The 16,184-nt window shown below is 68.7% G+C and carries 14 protein-coding genes and 1 pseudogene; 11 read left to right on the forward strand and 4 right to left on the reverse strand.

Annotation, left to right across the window (positions count from 1 at the left end; all coding sequences use genetic code 11):
* Positions 1 to 155: 155 nt before the first annotated feature.
* On the reverse strand, positions 156 to 1,124 hold the full coding sequence (locus ACT86A_RS19965; protein ID WP_445093689.1) for a M23 family metallopeptidase: 969 nt from the start codon (positions 1,122 to 1,124) through the stop codon (positions 156 to 158).
* A gap of 51 nt (positions 1,125 to 1,175) precedes the next feature.
* On the opposite strand from ACT86A_RS19965, the gene ACT86A_RS19970 reads away from it, so the two are divergent.
* The 8 genes and pseudogenes from ACT86A_RS19970 (at position 1,176) to ACT86A_RS20005 (ending at position 9,904) form a co-directional block, all read left to right on the forward strand.
* Complete coding sequence (locus ACT86A_RS19970; protein ID WP_445093690.1) at positions 1,176 to 2,345, forward strand: pyridoxal phosphate-dependent aminotransferase; 1,170 nt, start codon at positions 1,176 to 1,178, stop codon at positions 2,343 to 2,345.
* A gap of 125 nt (positions 2,346 to 2,470) precedes the next feature.
* A pseudogene (locus tag ACT86A_RS19975) lies at positions 2,471 to 3,067 on the forward strand (TetR/AcrR family transcriptional regulator); the annotation flags it as partial.
* Positions 3,068 to 3,363: 296 nt separating this feature from the next.
* Positions 3,364 to 4,785: an adenylosuccinate lyase gene (gene purB / locus ACT86A_RS19980; protein ID WP_445093691.1), complete on the forward strand. Its 1,422-nt coding sequence runs from the start codon at positions 3,364 to 3,366 to the stop codon at positions 4,783 to 4,785.
* A gap of 297 nt (positions 4,786 to 5,082) precedes the next feature.
* A complete protein-coding gene (locus ACT86A_RS19985; RefSeq protein WP_445093692.1) occupies positions 5,083 to 5,505 on the forward strand; it encodes an HIT family protein in 423 nt (140 codons plus the stop codon).
* A 90-nt stretch (positions 5,506 to 5,595) separates the two neighbouring features.
* Positions 5,596 to 5,754 (forward strand): hypothetical protein, encoded by a 159-nt coding sequence (locus ACT86A_RS19990; protein ID WP_445093693.1) that lies wholly within the window; start codon positions 5,596 to 5,598, stop codon positions 5,752 to 5,754.
* 10 nt (positions 5,755 to 5,764) lie between these two features.
* The gene (locus ACT86A_RS19995; RefSeq protein ID WP_445093694.1) at positions 5,765 to 7,942 is read left to right on the forward strand and encodes a S9 family peptidase; all 2,178 of its coding nucleotides are present in this window, start codon (positions 5,765 to 5,767) and stop codon (positions 7,940 to 7,942) included.
* Between the two features lie 171 nt (positions 7,943 to 8,113).
* Positions 8,114 to 8,743, forward strand: a complete 630-nt coding sequence (locus ACT86A_RS20000) for a TetR/AcrR family transcriptional regulator (RefSeq protein ID WP_445093695.1) — start codon at positions 8,114 to 8,116, stop codon at positions 8,741 to 8,743.
* Positions 8,744 to 9,202: 459 nt separating this feature from the next.
* Positions 9,203 to 9,904, forward strand: coding sequence for a DUF2334 domain-containing protein (locus tag ACT86A_RS20005; RefSeq protein WP_445093827.1), 702 nt, complete (start codon positions 9,203 to 9,205; stop codon positions 9,902 to 9,904).
* Between the two features lie 80 nt (positions 9,905 to 9,984).
* Here ACT86A_RS20005 and gad read toward each other — a convergent pair whose 3' ends face one another.
* Positions 9,985 to 11,376, reverse strand: coding sequence for a glutamate decarboxylase (gene gad, locus ACT86A_RS20010; protein ID WP_445093696.1), 1,392 nt, complete (start codon positions 11,374 to 11,376; stop codon positions 9,985 to 9,987).
* 412 nt (positions 11,377 to 11,788) lie between these two features.
* Positions 11,789 to 12,433, reverse strand: coding sequence for an MBL fold metallo-hydrolase (locus tag ACT86A_RS20015; protein WP_445093697.1), 645 nt, complete (start codon positions 12,431 to 12,433; stop codon positions 11,789 to 11,791).
* 130 nt (positions 12,434 to 12,563) lie between these two features.
* Between ACT86A_RS20015 and purS the strand changes: the two genes are divergently transcribed.
* From purS to ACT86A_RS20030, 3 genes are all read left to right on the forward strand, one after another.
* A complete protein-coding gene (gene purS / locus ACT86A_RS20020; protein WP_445093698.1) occupies positions 12,564 to 12,800 on the forward strand; it encodes a phosphoribosylformylglycinamidine synthase subunit PurS in 237 nt (78 codons plus the stop codon).
* On the forward strand, positions 12,797 to 13,474 hold the full coding sequence (gene purQ / locus ACT86A_RS20025) for a phosphoribosylformylglycinamidine synthase subunit PurQ (protein WP_445093699.1): 678 nt from the start codon (positions 12,797 to 12,799) through the stop codon (positions 13,472 to 13,474). Before purS ends, purQ begins: the two co-directional genes overlap by 4 nt.
* 152 nt (positions 13,475 to 13,626) lie before the next feature.
* Positions 13,627 to 14,922 carry a M18 family aminopeptidase gene (locus tag ACT86A_RS20030; RefSeq protein ID WP_445093700.1) on the forward strand — a complete coding sequence of 432 codons (1,296 nt, stop codon included), beginning with the start codon at positions 13,627 to 13,629 and terminating at the stop codon, positions 14,920 to 14,922.
* Here the strand turns inward: ACT86A_RS20030 and ACT86A_RS20035 are convergent.
* Positions 14,871 to 16,181: a glycosyltransferase 87 family protein gene (locus tag ACT86A_RS20035; protein WP_445093701.1), complete on the reverse strand. Its 1,311-nt coding sequence runs from the start codon at positions 16,179 to 16,181 to the stop codon at positions 14,871 to 14,873. The two genes, ACT86A_RS20030 and ACT86A_RS20035, sit on opposite strands and share 52 nt — an antisense overlap.
* Positions 16,182 to 16,184: the final 3 nt, after the last annotated feature.

Genomic DNA, 16,184 nt, shown 5'->3' on the forward strand with positions numbered 1-16,184 from the left:
TCGTTGACAACGATGCCGATCGCAAGCTGGTTCGATGTGAGTACATGGAGTTGCGCATGTGCTTGCAAGATCAGCCGGCGGGTCTCGGAGGGCCGTTGTGTGCGGGCTGGGGGAGCCGGGGCGCGGGGTCGGCTGCTTCGTGGGACATCTGCGGGTCAGCTCAAGGTGAGCCCGCGTAGTGCGAGCCATTGCAGTGGGTCGACGTGCTGTCCGCCGACGATCACCTCGAAATGCAGGTGCGGACCGGTCGAGTCGCCGCGGTTGCCCATGCGGGCGATCTGCATGCCCGCGGGTACCCGTTCGCCGACCGAGACGAAGAAGTCGTACATGTGCCCGTAGACGGTGATGCTGCCGTCGTCGTGCCGGATCCGCACCCAGAGCCCGAAGCCCTGGGCCGGACCCGCGTCGATCACCGTGCCGTCGGCGACCGCGTAGATCGGAGTGCCGATCGGCGCCGCGATATCGATCCCGTTGTGGAACGTGCCCCAGCGGGAACCGAATCCGGAGGTGAAGACGCCGCGCGCGGGCAGAACGAAGACGGCGGTGCCCGGCGGCATCGTCCCGGGCTGGACCGGTGCGGTCGCGGTCATCCACGGTTGACGCTCACCGGCGGTCGCGGCGGCCGCTTCGGCCTTGGCGCGGTCCAGAGTGACGCGCGCGGCGGCGGCGACCACGGCCTGCTCGCGCAGTCGCTCACCGTCGGCGATCGCGCTCAGCAATCGGTGCGCCGACGGCGGTGTGCTCTGCACCTGCGGCGGATAGGCGATGGCGACGCGCTGCGCGCGGTCCGGGGCCGGGGTGAGTTCGGTGACCGTCTCGGCGAATGACGTGTCGCCCGCGGCGAACGCCGCAGCCGCGACGAGCGCGGCCAGCAGCACTTTGTGCGTACGCGCCAGGGCAAGCAGGTCCTCGCCGCTCGGCCTGCGCCGCCATAGGGCGGGAAGATCCGGTTTGTGTTTCCACCGGGCCCGCAGCTCGGATCGGCGCACGCGCGGGCGCAGTCTTTCGAACAACTCCTTCGGGAGGCGTTTCGGCGCTCGCGCACGCCAGTCTCGCGGAATGACCCCGATGCCACCCACTCCGCGCACTCGGTCGAGTCGTTCTAGTCGAGTTTTCTCGAGCATTACGCAGACCATAACCGCGATCACGCACAGTAGTGCTCTACCGTCTGTCGAGTGTCCAGAGAATCTCGCCGGTCGACCATTCCGCCTTTCTATGTGATGGATGTCTGGAAAGCCGCCGCCGAGCGCGCCAGAACCCACGGTGACGTGCTCGTCCTCGCCGCGGGGCAGCCGTCGACGCCGGCGCCCGCGCCGGTGCTGCGTGCGACGAAACTGGCCATCGAATCCGAATTACTCGGTTACACAGAGACTTTCGGCATTCTGGCGCTGCGCGAAGCGATCGCCGAACACCATCGGGAGACCTACGGCTACCCGGTCGACCCGGACGAGGTGGTGGTGACGACCGGCTCGTCCGGCGCCTTCTCGCTGCTCTTCCTCGCCGCCTTCGATCCTGGCGACACCGTCGTGGTCGCGCGCCCGGGCTATCCGGCCTATCGGAACACGCTCGCCGCGTTCGGTTGCCGCGTGCTGGAGCTGGACTGCGGCGCGCAGACCCGATTCCAGCCCACCGTCGCGATGCTCGAAGCTCTCCCGCAACCACCCGCCGGACTGATCGTGGCCAGCCCCGCGAACCCCACCGGCACCATGATCGCCCCGGACGAACTCGCCGCATTGGCCCGCTGGTGCGAGGAGCACGGCACACTGCTGATCTCCGACGAGATCTACCACGGCATCACCTACGACAACACCAGTGCCGACAGCCGGACCTCGTCGGCCTGGGCGACATCGCGGGAATCGGTGGTGATCGGGTCGGTGTCCAAGTACTTCTCCATGACGGGCTGGCGGCTGGGCTGGATGCTGGTGCCGAGCGGACTGCGGCCCGCACTGCAGCGGCTGGCCTCGAATCTGACCGTCTGCCCGCCCGCCATCTCGCAGTACGCGGCGCTGTACGCGTTCGGCGCCGAGGCCAAGGAAGAACTCGACGGGCACGTTCGGCGGTACGCGGTGAACCGGCGGCTGCTGCTGGACGGCTTGCCGAAGCTGGGCATCACCGACCTCGCCCCCGCCGATGGGGCCTTCTACGCCTACGCCGACATCGGCCACCTCACCGACGACTCACGGGCATGGTGCGCGGACGTGCTGCACCACACCGGCGTCGCGCTCGCGCCAGGAGTCGACTTCGATACCGTCAACGGGCATCACACGGTGCGCTTCTCGTTCGCGGGAGCCACCGCGGACATCGAGGCGGCGCTGCTGCGTCTAGGGCACTATCTCGACGCCTGAACCTGTGCCGTGCAACAACTTTCCGCAGTTCGGCACCGCGACCGCGCGGATGCGGTAGAACAACGGTGCTGTTTTCCTCACCGATTTCCCCTGGAAGAACTGATGACGACTGGCACGATGGCACGGTGATCACCGCGACGACCCCGAAAGGCGAACGGCGTCGCCAGGCTCTGGTGGCCGCCGCCGCCGAGTTGCTGCTCGAAGGTGGCTTCGAGGCGGTGCGGCATCGTTCGGTCGCGACCCGCGCTGATCTGCCGCTGGCGTCGACCACCTACTATTTCGAATCCCTGGACGACCTGATCGCGCGGGCGGTCGAGTTCAGCGGCAACGTCGAGCTGGACGCGATGCGCAAGCGGGTCGGGGAGGTGAGCCACCGCCGCCGCGGCGCGGAGGCCACCGTCGACCTGGTGCTCGATCTGCTGGTCGGGGCCGATAGCGCGGACGAGGTCGCGCGCGGGCAGCTGATCGCCCGCTACGAGCGTTCGGTCGCCTCGGCGCGACACCCGGAGTTACGTGAGGTGCAGCTGCGACTACGCGTTCAGCTGGACGAGTTGCTGGCCGACGTCCTGCGCCGATCCGACCGGATGGTGCGGGCGGAGCAACTGCGCAGGCTGGTCGCGGTGGTGGACGGAGCGGTGGTCGCCGCGCTCACCGAGATGGATCCCGAACCCCGGCGGATGGCCCGTGGTGCGCTGCTGGAAGTGATCGACATCGTCGCACCCCCGGCGCGCGCATCGGCTCCGGAGCCGGCCGCCACCGTCGCGGGCGCAGTGCGCGGGTCCGGCCCCGAGGCGGCAACCTGGGCGGCCACGGAGGGCTCTGCTCGCGCCGCGCTGCGAGCGCCCGGACCGGAGGGCGCGGGCTACCTGCCCGCCGAGGGCCCCCGGCGCACTGCCCCAGGCGCACCGCCCGAGCAAACCGATCGCTTCCGGGCACTAGACTGACCGGACGTGAGGCAGCGAACCATCAACCCAGCGCCGCAGGGCGCGCCGGCGCCGAGTGTCAGCGAGGCTCAGTCGTGAGTCTCGTTCCCAACGTTCTCGCCACCCGCTACGCCAGCCATGAGCTGGTGCACCTGTGGTCGCCGGAGCACAAGATCGGGCTCGAGCGACGGCTGTGGCTGGAGGTCTTGCGCGCCCAAGCCGAGCTGGGCGTCGATGTGCCGGACGGGGTCGTCGCGGACTACGAACGGGTGCTCGACGAAGTCGATCTCGCGTCGATCGCCGAACGCGAGCGGGTCACCCGGCACGACGTGAAGGCGCGCATCGAGGAATTCAACGCGCTGGCCGGGCATGAGCATGTGCACAAGGGCATGACCAGCCGCGACCTCACCGAGAACGTCGAGCAGTTGCAGATCCGGCGGTCGCTCGAGCACGTGCACGCGCACGGTGTCGCGATCGCCGCGCGGCTGGCCGAGCGCGCCGCCGAGTACCAGACGCTGGTGATGGCGGGCCGCTCGCACAATGTCGCCGCGCAGGCCACCACGCTGGGCAAGCGGTTCGCCTCCGCCGCCGACGAACTGCTGATCGCGCTCACCAGGCTGCGCGAGCTGATCGACCGCTACCCGCTGCGCGGCATCAAGGGTCCGATGGGTACCGCGCAGGACATGCTCGACCTGCTCGGCGGCGACCCGGCCCGGCTCACCCGGCTGGAGCAGCAGGTGGCCCGGCATCTGGGCTTCGCGACGGTGCTCACCAGCGTCGGCCAGATATACCCGCGATCGCTGGACCACGACGTGCTGTCCGCGTTGGTGCAGGTCGGCGCGGGCCCGTCCTCGTTCGCGCACACCATCCGCCTGATGGCCGGGCATGAGCTGGTCACCGAGGGTTTCCAGCCGGGGCAGGTGGGCAGCTCGGCGATGCCGCACAAGATGAACACCCGCTCCTGCGAGCGAGTCAACGGCCTGCAGGTGGTGCTGCGCGGTTACGCCTCGATGGCGGCCGAGCTGGCGGGCGCGCAGTGGAACGAGGGCGACGTGTTCTGCTCGGTGGTGCGCCGTGTCGCGCTGCCGGACGCGTTCTTCGCCCTCGACGGAATGATGGAGACCTTCCTCACCGTCTTGGCCGAATTCGGCGCCTATCCGGCCGTCGTCGCCCGCGAACTGGACCGCTACCTGCCCTTCCTGGCCACCACCCGCATCCTGATGGCCGCGGTCCGCGCCGGAGTCGGCCGCGAAACCGCGCACGAGGTCATCAAGGAGCACGCGGTCGCGGTCGCTCTGGCGATGCGGGAGCAGGGCCGTGAACCCGACCTCCTGGACCGTCTCGCCGCCGACGAACGCCTGCCGCTCGATCGCGCCGCCCTCGCCGAAGCGCTGGCCGACAAGTCCGCCTTCATCGGCGCCGCCGAAGCGCAGGTATCCGACGTCATCGGCCAGGTCCAGAAACTGGTCGACCGCTACCCGGACGCGGCCCGCTATACGCCGTCACCGATCCTCTAGCGGGACTGCGCCTTTCGCGACGAATTCGCTCGCAGGGTGGGAGCGGGCTCGGTATTTTCCCCACACCCAACCCGCTTTGTGGTGGCCAGATGCGATCGCCTGGGCATTCGGGGCGGGAGGTCGCTGGAAGGCAATGGTCTTGCCGCTGGTGCGGGCCGTGATCAATGTCGACGCTCGACCCTGACAGCGCGAAACCCGACTGCCCACCGTCCGGTGAAGAGCCGGGTCCACTTCTCCCAGCTAGTGCCAGGAGCTGAGTCGATGGTGCCACACCGATCAGCACATAGGCTGTGGACCGTGAATCCGTACACGATTTTCGCCGATATCGTTGCCGGGCGGGCGCCTTCGAGCAAGGTCTACGAGGACGATGATGTGCTGGCGTTCATGGACGTTCGCCCGATGACGCCGGGGCATGTCCTGGTGGTGCCCAAGGTTGCGGCGCGCAGCCTGGTGGAACTCGATCCGGTGATCGGGGGGAAGTTGTTCCAAGTGGGGCAGCGACTCGCGGTGGCGCTGCGGGCCAGTGAGGTGGGGTGTGACGGGGTCAATTTCTTCCTGGCCGATGGGGTGACGGCCGGGCAAGAAGTCTTCCACGTGCACCTGCACGTCATCCCGCGCACGCCGGGCGACGGATTCGGATTGCGGGGTCGTCCGACCAGCCCGCCCCGCGCTGACCTGGACTACCTCGCTGCCTCGATCAACCGTGCGCTCGGGGACTGACCCCGTATCCGGAGGGGGCGGTCGACCGGGTCCGGCGCGGAGGGCCTGCACAGCGACACTATCGGCGAGCTGCCGCCGTGCATCCATGACGTGGACGGCACGCCCAACGCCGAGGCAACGCCCTTCCTGGTGGAAAAGCTCACCGAGGACAGCGCCAGGATCGATCAGGCCCGGCGTGACCTGCGCCGGACCAGCGAGGTGCTCGACGGCGTCATCCAAGCGGCGTGCGGCACGGAGTCCGAACAGTAGGGTGGACGCCATGGCTCTCGACAGCGGAACGATCTCCGACTCCGGCAGCGGTGCTCCCGTCGTGGCGGCGCCGATCGCCAAGACGATCCCCACCGAGCGGGTGCACCACGGCGACGTGTTCGTCGACGAGTACGAGTGGCTGCGGGACAAGGAGAACCCCGACGTCATCGCCTACTTGGAAGCGGAGAACGCCTACACCGAGGCGCAGACCGCCCATCTGGCCCCGCTGCGCGAGACGATCTTCGACGAGATCAAGGCGCGCACCCAGGAGACCGACCTGTCGGTGCCGACCCGGTTGGGTGACTACTGGTACTACTCGCGCAGCTTCGAAGGCAAGCAATACGGCGTGCACTGCCGGTGCCCGATCGCCGCGGCCGCGGCGGGCCTCGACGCCTGGACGCCGCCGCTGCTCGACGCGGAGACCGAGGTCGCGGGCGAAGAGGTGCTGCTCGACAGCAACGAGCTGGCCGAGGGCCACGACTTCTTCGCACTGGGCGCGTTCTCGATCAGCCATGACGGCACGCTGCTCGCCTACTCGGTGGACAACGTCGGCGACGAGCGCTACGTGCTGCGGTTCAAAGACCTCCGCACCGGTGCGCTGCTCGGCGACGAGATCGCGGGTACCGCCCCCGGCGCGACGTGGTCGCTGGACGGCAGTCACGTCTTCTACCAAACCGTCGACGAGTCGTGGCGGCCGGACACGGTATGGCGGCACCGGCTCGGCGGCACCGAGCCCGACGTCAAGGTATTCCACGAGCCCGACGAGCGCTATTGGGTGAGCATCGGCGCGACCCGCTCGGAGAAGTACCTGATGATCTGGGTCGGCTCGAAGATCACCAGCGAGGGCTGGGTACTGGAATCGGACGATCCCGAGGGCGAGTTCCGCGTTCTGCTGCCCCGCCGCGAGGGCGTCGAGTACTCCGCCGAGCACGCGGTGGTCGGCGGCGCGGACCGCTTCCTGATCCTGCACAACGACGTGGTGGACGGGATCAAGGCGGAGAACTTCGTACTCGCCGAGGCGCCGGTGGACGATCCGTCGGACCTGACGCCGCTGATCGGCCATCGCGCCGACGTGCGGCTCGAGGATATCGACGCCTTCTGCGACCACTTGGTGCTCAGCTACCGGCGCGAGGCGCTCACCCGGATCGCGGTGTGGCCGCTGACCGAATCCGGCTACGGCGAACGCCGCGAACTCGACATCGATCTGGAGCTGTTCGCGGTCGGCGTCGGCGCCAACCCGGAGTGGGCGCAACCCACCCTGCGCATCGGGCTGACCTCGTTCATCACGCCCATGCAGGTGTTCGACTACGTCCCGGCCACCGGCGAGCTGCTGTTGCGCAAGGAGCAGCCGGTGCTCGGCGGCTACGACGCGAACGACTATGCGCAGCACCGGGATTGGGCCGTCGCCGCGGATGGTACGCGAATTCCGATTTCGCTGGTGCGGAAGAAGGACGCGGCCGCCGACGGGCCGAAGCCGCTGCTGCTCTACGGCTATGGCTCCTATGAGGCCAGCATCGACCCGGCGTTCTCGGTCGCCCGGCTTTCGCTGCTGGATCGCGGCATGGTCTTCGCGGTCGCGCATGTGCGCGGCGGCGGCGAGATGGGCAGATTGTGGTACGAGCACGGCAAGACGCTCACCAAGAAGAACACCTTTACCGACTTCGTTTCCTGCGCACGGCATCTCGTCGATTCCGGCGTCACCGCCGCGGACCGGATGATCGCGGATGGGGGTAGCGCGGGTGGCCTGCTGGTCGGCGCGGTGGCGAATCTGGCGCCGGAGTTGTTCCGCGGGATCCTGGCCAACGTCCCGTTCGTGGATCCGCTCACCTCGATTCTCGACCCGTCGCTGCCGCTGACCGTCATCGAGTGGGACGAGTGGGGAAACCCGTTGGCGGACAAGGACGTCTACGCGTACATGAAATCCTATGCGCCGTACGAGAACGTCGACGCCAAGGACTACCCGGCGATCCTGGCCATCACCAGCCTGAACGACACCCGCGTGCTCTACGTCGAGCCGGCGAAGTGGATCGCGAAGCTGCGGGCCACCGCGACCGGTGACGCGCCGCTGCTGCTCAAGACGGAGATGACCGCCGGTCACGGCGGCGTCAGCGGACGGTACGAGAAGTGGCGGGAAGTGGCTTTCGAGCACGCCTGGGTGCTCGATGCGGTTGGTCTCGCCGACGCGTAGGTCGTTCGCGGGCCGCTCGCGGGTCGAAGGAGCGTCATCGGACCGGCGTGTTCCGGTTCGGACCGTCAGCTGTGTGCCCGGGCAGTTGTGATACGAACACACCATGTGGCGGGTACGCACGTACCGTTTAGGCTGGTGGGCCTTCGATACGAAAGGAAGGCGGGAGGTCTCGTGCCTCGCTTGGTCGACCATGAGGTAAGGCGGCGGCAGATCACCGGCGCGGTGCGACGCGTCATCGTCGGCGGCGGGCTCGAATCCGTGACCTTTCAATCGGTGGCGGCCGAGGCCGGCATTTCGGTCAGACTGGTGCAGTACTACTTCGGAACCAAGAAGGAATTCCTGCTCGCGACCCATCGATCGGTGATGAACGACGTCGGCGACCGGCTCACGCAACGATGGGCCGCACTCGGCGAAGACGCGACGCCGCGCGACGCCATCCGCGCGGTGCTGACCGAGTTGCTGCCACTCGATGACCGCCGCCATGAGGAGGTCATCGTGCTGGGAGCCTTCAATACGGCGGCGATCAGCGGCCAAGGCATCACCGCGGACGAAACGCTGGCCGCACCGCGCGCATTGGTGGCCATCATTGTCGATCAACTCGAGCGAGCCCATCGCCTCGACCGGCCCGCGGATCGGGCGTCCCCTGCTCTCGGCCTCGACGCCGCGCTCATCGGGGCGGCTATCGGTGGATTGGCTCAAGGCATGCTCACCGGGTACGCCACCGCGCAGTCGGCGGTCGAACTCGTGGACCATCTTCTCGACCGCATGCTGGTACCGAAAGCTGACAACCGAACCGGGTGACTGGGCGCACACGCCGGCGAACTCCTCGTCAGCGGGATCCTGGCCGCGACTTCGCCCTGTGTTCGCGGACGTTCCGGCCGACTCGGATGTACGCGATAGCTCCGACCGGACTTGTTGTACATCAATACTTTTCGAGCCTGTCAGGTGTGAATCGCCGTTGCGTGGCAGTAATCCCGCCTCGTCGGCTGGTGCGGGGCGATGGCAAATCCGGAGCCCGGTCCGAGCGATTCGGGGGAGTATCCGCGGGAGAAGCCGACGTCACCCGGCGCGAACAGCTCGGAGCGGCACTGTCTTCGGGACGGCACTGTCTTCGGGACGGCGTGGTACCCGGCCGGTGCGGCCCGGTGGCTGGACGGTAGCGGTGGCGCGGTGTTCGCTCGCTGCAGGCGTGACGGACTGTTCGCCGCCTGGTCATTCGGGCTGCACGCCGAGGACATATGCGGCTGGCATCGTAGGTTCATGAATGCGCAGCTGATCGTATCGGTTTCCGGGATCAGGGATACCACTCGGGACACGGCGATCGAATTCGCCGCGGAGATGGATCGGCGCGGCGTGCCGCTCTCGCTGCTGGTCGCACCGCGGCTGAAGGGCAAATACCGGCTGCTCGACGACCCGGCGACGCAAGCCTGGCTGCGCGGGCGCCGGGCCAACGGCGACGCCATCGTGCTGCACGGCTACGACCAGGCCGCCACCAAGCGGCGCCGCGCCGAGTTCGCGACACTGCCCAAGCATGAGGCACGGTTGCGGTTGACCGCCGCCGACCGCGTCATGGAGCAGGTCGACTTACGCACCCGGCTGTTCGCCGCGCCACGCTGGAACGCTTCCACCGGAGCCCTCGACGCGCTGCCGGAGGTCGGCTTCCGGATCGCGCTCAGCCTCACCTCGATCATCGACCTGGAGCGCAATGTGGCGCAGAAATCCAGGGTGTACGGCATCGGTGAGGGCTTTCGCGCGGAGCCGTGGTGGTGCCGCGCCCTGGTGATGGGCGCCGCCCGCACGGCCCGCCGCGGCGGCGTGCTGCGCCTGGCCGTGTCCGCGGCGCAGCTGGCGCGCTCCGGTCCGCGCCAAGCCATGCTCGACGCCGTCGACCTCGCGCTGTTCCATGGCGCGGTCGGTACGACCTACCGATGGGAGCCGTTCTCGGCGGCCCGAGTCGCGTGAATGCCGCCGCGAGCGGTCGGCTGCGGCCGACCGGCGCCGCCGCCCGCGAATGGCGTAGCCGGGCGGCGGCGCTGTCGCGGTCAGGCGGAGGCGATCTTCGTCTGCGGGACCACGGGTGTCGCGTCGTGGGTGAACCCGCCGGCTTCCGCGCGGGTGAGTGAGGTGGCGAACGGGCGCTCTTGTAGCTGTTTCATACAGCGGGTGAGGTCGTCGAGCAGCAGATCGGCCATGTCGATGGAGAAACCGTGCCGGATCACCGCGCGCATGATCGTCTCGTCGCCGCGGTCGGCGGGCAGCGGATACGCCGGGATCAGCCAGCCTCTGGAGCGCAGCCGGTCGGACAGGTCGTAGAGGTTGAATCCGGGATCGCCGGTGAGCCGCCAGCACACCGCGGTGATGCCGCGCTGCGGATCACCGTCGTGGATCAGTTCGAAGGCCCCGAACTCGCGCAAACCCGCGGCCAGGTGCTGTGCCGCCCGGTAGATCGCCGACTGCACCCTGGCGTAGCCGGAGCGGCCCAGGCGGATGAAGTCGTAGTACTGCGTGATCGCCTGTCCGCCAGGTCGGGAGAAGTTCAGGTTGAAAGTGGCCATGCTGCCGCCGAGGTAGTCGACATTGAAGATCAATTCTGCCGGCAGGTCGGTCGCTTCCCGCCAGATCGCCCAGCCCGAGCCGAGCGGCGCGAGCCCGGTCTTGTGGCCCGAAGCGTTGATCGATTTCACCCTGGCCAGCCGGAAGTCCCAGACCAGATCGGGCGCGGTGAACGGGGCGAGGAAACCTCCGCTGGCCGCGTCGACGTGGATCGGGATGTCCAGCCCCTTTTCCTGCTGGAGTGCGTCCAGCGCCGCACTGACACCGGCGACGTCTTCGAACAGTCCGGTGTAGGTCTGGCCGAAGGTCGGCACCACCATCATGGTGTTCTCGTCGCAATGCTCGGCGAGGTCGTCGGGCCGCATGGTGAGCCGGTCGCCGCGCAGCGGAATCTGCCGTATCTCGGCGTCGAAATAGCGCGCGAACTTCTCCCAGCAAACCTGCACGGGACCGCAGACGAAGTTCGGCGTCCCGGTGCCGCCGCGCTTGCGCCAGCGGAATTTGGCCGCGAGGCCGCCGAGCATGGCCGCCTCGCTCGACCCAGTGGTCGAGGTGCCGTGGGTGGTGGCCGGGTCCGGCGCGTGCCACAGGTCGGCGACCATCCGGACGCCGCGGCGCTCCAATTCGGCGGTCTGCGGATATTCGTCCTTGTCGACGATGTTCTTGTCCAGGCATTCGGCCATCAGCCTGCGCGCCTGGTCGTCCACCCAGGTCGTGCAGAAGGTGGCGAGGTTCATCCGGGAGACGCCGTCGAGCATCAGTTCGTCGTGCACGATTTCGTAGGCGACCTGGGGAAACATCTCGTGCGCCGGAAATCCGGCGCGCGGCGCGGACCGGCTCAGCCCCGGCAGGGCGAACAGGTCATCGGCTCCTTCGGACATGAGTGCGGCCTCCCGATTCGGCTCGTGTGCGGTGTGCCTGTGCGGGCGCCGGTCGCGTGCGTCACCGGCGGCGTTGCCGTGCTTCGAGGATGCCGACCGCTGTCCGGCGCCCTCCCGCCCCAGCTTGACACACCGCGTTGCACCGTGGATGGACTTCACGTATCGACCAGGTCGCCGCTGCCGCGCCCGTCCCTGCGCGGCGTCGAACTCACCGGTGCCGGGAGCGTTGCCGACATGCTCTGGGCGCCCCCGGTGCTGGCCGTGCTCGGCATCGACGCCCTGTGCTGGGCGGCGAGGGACCGAAGTGCCTCATCACGCGCCGAACGACGCACGCGCCGAACGAGAGCGTCGGCCCGAAGGAGATCGAACACATTGCGCCGGCCGAGGCGGCGTTCCTTGGGCCTAGCCGGGTCTACAGTTCGGTCGCGTCCTCCGGCCTGAGCACCCGGAATTCGGTCCCGGCCGGCGCCATTTCGCTCAGACGGCCGAAGTAGATGCCGTACGCCTCGGGTTGGATGATGCCGAAATGAATGGGCAGTGCGACACGCGGACCGACAGCGCGCAGGTAATCGACGGCCTCGCTCAGGCGCATCCACGGCGCGACGGCCGGAGCGGCCAGCACACCGACCGGGACCGGCGGCACCCACAGTGCGTCGCCGGGGTGCACCAGCTGGGCCGGGTCGTCCGGGGTGCCCAGCTGGAAGACGGTGTTGTCGATCACGGGGATCTCGGGGTGGATGACGGCGTGCCTGCCGCCGCCTCCGGTTATCCGGAGATCGCCGAGCGTCAGCACATTGCCCGCGTGGACCGGCTCCCACGGCTCGCCGCGCTGCTGCGCTGTCTGCGGATCCGATAGTAATCGTGCGCTGGGATTGGCTTCGATGAGCGCGTCGATCCGGTTCGGGTCGATGTGGTCGGGATGCTGATGGGTCACCGCGATCGCGTCCAGGCCGGTGAGGCCCTCGAAGCCGTGCGAGAAGGTGCCCGGGTCGAACAGGATCTTCGCGCCGTGCAGCTCGACGAGGAGGCAGGAATGACCGAAGTGGACTATGCGCATGGCGCCATGCTATCGACGCCGGGGCGGTTGCGGCGGACCTCGCCGCCGCTTGGCCGACCCCGCGGATGCCGCGTCCGACCAGCACAACTACGCTGCTGAGGTAACCCCACAACCACATGAGGAGCAACGCGTGGCACGAGTCGTGGTCGAGGTGATGCCGAAGGCCGAGATCCTGGATCCGCAGGGGCAGGCCATCGTCGGTGCACTCCCGCGTCTGGGATTCGATGGTGTCTCGGATGTACGGCAGGGCAAGCGATTCGAGCTGGACGTCGACGACAACATCGACGACGCGGCGTTGGAACAGATCGCCGAGTCGCTGCTGTGCAACACGGTGATCGAGGAATGGAAGGTGGTCCGCGTCTCATGACCGCGCGGATTGGGGTCATCACCTTTCCCGGCACGCTCGACGATGTCGATGCCGCACGGGCCGTGCGTCTGGCCGGAGCCGAGGCGGTCAGCCTGTGGCACGCCGACGCCGACCTGAAGAGCGTCGACGCGGTGATCGTGCCGGGTGGCTTCTCCTACGGCGACTACCTGCGGGCGGGCGCCATCGCTCGGTTCGCGCCGGTGATGGGCGAGGTCGTGCGCGCGGCGGGTGCCGGGCTCGCGGTGCTGGGTATCTGCAACGGCTTTCAGGTGCTGTGCGAGGCCGGGTTGCTGCCTGGGGCGCTGACCCGTAACGAGGGCCTGCACTTCATCTGCCGGGACGAGTGGCTGACCGTGGAATCGGTGTCCACGGCGTGGACGTCCCGGTTCGAGCCGGGCGCCCAGATCCTCGTTCCGCTCAAGTCCGGCGAGGGCCGCTACCAGGCCTCGGCCGACGTGCTCGACGAGCTGGAGGGTGAAGGCCGGGTGGTCTTCCGCTACGCCGGCGCCAATCCCAACGGTTCGCAGCGCGGCATCGCGGGGATCGCCTCCGCCAACGGTCGCGTCGTCGGTCTGATGCCGCACCCCGAACACGCCACCGAGCCCTTGACCGGCCCCAGTGACGACGGACTCGGGCTGTTCCTCTCGGTGCTGGACACACTGGTCTCGGCCTAGATTTCGGCGGTATCCGGGCCGTGCGTGACACGGCAGTTCCGGCTGGCGCGGAATCGCGGGCGCCTCGCTTGCGTGACCGCGCGGCCGGACGATGTCCGCCATCAGCCTGCGCTGAGCGCAGCGACGGCGAGGCAGCACCTAGGATCGCAGTCATGCCCGTTTCCACCACCGGAGCCACGGCTGCCGGGCTGTGCGCATTCATCGATGCATCCCCGTCACCGTTTCACGTCTGCCGGACGGTTGCCGCGGAATTGGACGCGCGCGGGTTCGCCCGGCTCGCCGAATCGGAGCCCTGGCCCTCGGACGGCCCGGGCAGGCACTACGTGGTGCGTGGTGGGTCGCTGGTCGCCTGGGCGACCGCGGACCTGGGGGCGGCCCCGTTCCGGGTGGTCGGCGCGCACACCGACAGCCCGAACCTGCGCGTCAAGCAGCAGCCCGACTTGGCCTCGGCCGGCTGGCAACTGGTCGGCCTGGAACCCTACGGCGGCGCGTGGCTGAACTCCTGGCTGGATCGCGAACTCGGTGTGTCCGGGCGGCTGAGCGTGCGCGACGGAAATACGGTGCGCGAGCGGCTGGTTCGGATCGATGAACCGATCCTGCGGGTGCCGCAGCTGGCCATCCACCTGTCCGACGACCGCAAGGGTGTCACGCTGGACCCGCAGCGGCACGTGAACGCGGTCTGGGGCGTCGGGTACGAGCCCGGCGCGTTCCTCGATTTCGTCGCCGCGCACGCCGAGGTTCACCCCGGCGAGGTACTCGGCTGGGAGCTGATGACCCACGACTTGACGCCCAGCAGGCTGGTCGGCCGGGACCAGGACCTGGTCAGCGCGCCGCGCCTGGACAACCAGGGCACCTGCTTCGCCGGGCTGCGGGCGTTTCTGGCCGCGATCGAGGAGCCGGGTGCGGCGGTGCCGGTGCTGGCGATGTTCGACCACGAGGAGGTCGGCAGTCAGTCCGATCGCGGCGCGCAGTCGGATCTGCTGCCCGCCGTGCTGGAACGCGTCGTGCTCGCGCGTGGCGGCGGACGCGGCGACTACCTTGCCGCGCTGGCCGGTTCGGTGTGTGCGTCCGGTGACATGGCGCACGCGACGCATCCCAACTATCCGGAGCGGCACGAGCCCGCGCACCGGATCGAAGTGAACGGCGGGCCGGTGCTCAAGGTCAACCAGAACCTGCGCTACGCCACCGACGCCGCCGGTGCGGGCGCGTTCGCGCTGGCGTGCGCGCAGGCCGGAGTTCCCTTGCAGCGCTACGTGCATCGCGCCGATCTGCCCTGTGGCTCCACGATCGGGCCGATGACCGCGGCCCGCACCGGCATGTCGACCGTCGACGTCGGCGCCCCGCAGCTGGCGATGCACTCGGCGCGCGAACTGATGGGCGCGTCCGACGTCGCGGCCTACGCCGCGGCGCTGGCCGCCTTCCTCACACCCGATACCACCGGGCGGTAGGTGGCGACCGCGACGACGAACACCGCGAAAGTGGCCAGCACATAGTCGCTTCCGATGATCTGCTGCCACCAGACCCAGTCCAGTTCGCGGTCGCGCGAGTGCGGCAACAACCAATGCGGGCCGGCGAGGAACAGCACCGTACCCGCCGCGACCGCGACGATCATCCGCGGGCTGCGCGCGCCACGCACCATCAGGTCGGCGGTCACCACCAGGGCGGGCGCGATCCATACCCAGTGATGCGACCAGGACACCGGTGAGACCAAAAGAATCGCCGCGGCATTCACCAGCAGCGCCGCGACGGTCGCACCTGCGACGATCAGCCTGCGCATCCACACCGCGGCGAGCGCGACGGCCACCAGCGACAAGCAGATCCACAGCACCGTGGCCACCGAATCATGCACGCCGAGTCGGAAGGTCATGCCTTTGATGGACTGGTTGCCCGCGAAATAGGGCGGTCCGATCCGGCCGGTGTCCGCGAGTGCGGTGAACCAATAGTCGACCGAGTCGCTCGGAAACAACAGGAATCCGAGGCCGACCGCCGCGATGGCGGAGATCACCAGCGTGCCCGCGGCCTTCCAGTCTTTGCGCAGCAAGAAATACAGCAGGTAACCGGCCGGGATCAGCTTCACCGACACCGCGATGCCGATCAGCAAGCCGCGCGGCCAGAACGGCTTGCGCACCAGGCAATCCATCGTGATGGCGGCCATCAGCACCAGGTTGACCTGGCCGAAGCCGAGGGTCTGGCGCAGCGGTTCGAAGAATTGCGCCACCGCCGTCGCGGCGATGACCAGGGTGAGCACGCTGCGCCGGGACAGCTCGGGACGCAGGCGCGCCAGCACCAGCCACAGCGAGATGCCCAGGCTCGCCACCGACGTGGTGACCACCAGCACCTCGGCGACCGTCAGCGGCATCAGGGCCAGGGGCGCGAAGAACAACGCGGCCAGTGGGGGATAAGTGAACGGCAGCCCCATACCCTCGACCGCGGGCATCGGGCCGTACAGCTGCCCGCCGTCCAACCAGACCCGGGCGCCGTTGCGATAGACCTGCAGATCGATGTAGCCGTGCCACCAGTGCGCCAGCAGCGACACGAGTGCCGAAACCGCGAACAGCGCGATGGCGGCAATCAGCCAGCGCAGTTGCGGCGAGGACAGGTTCGGCGCGCGACCGGACGCGATTTCGGAAGCTTCGCTCCGGGCTCGCGCGGTGTCCGGGGCGATTGGCGGCGCCTCCGGATCCGCGACCCCCGATCCTTCGTTCACCGG

The organism is Nocardia glycosmidis, assembly GCF_052545115.1.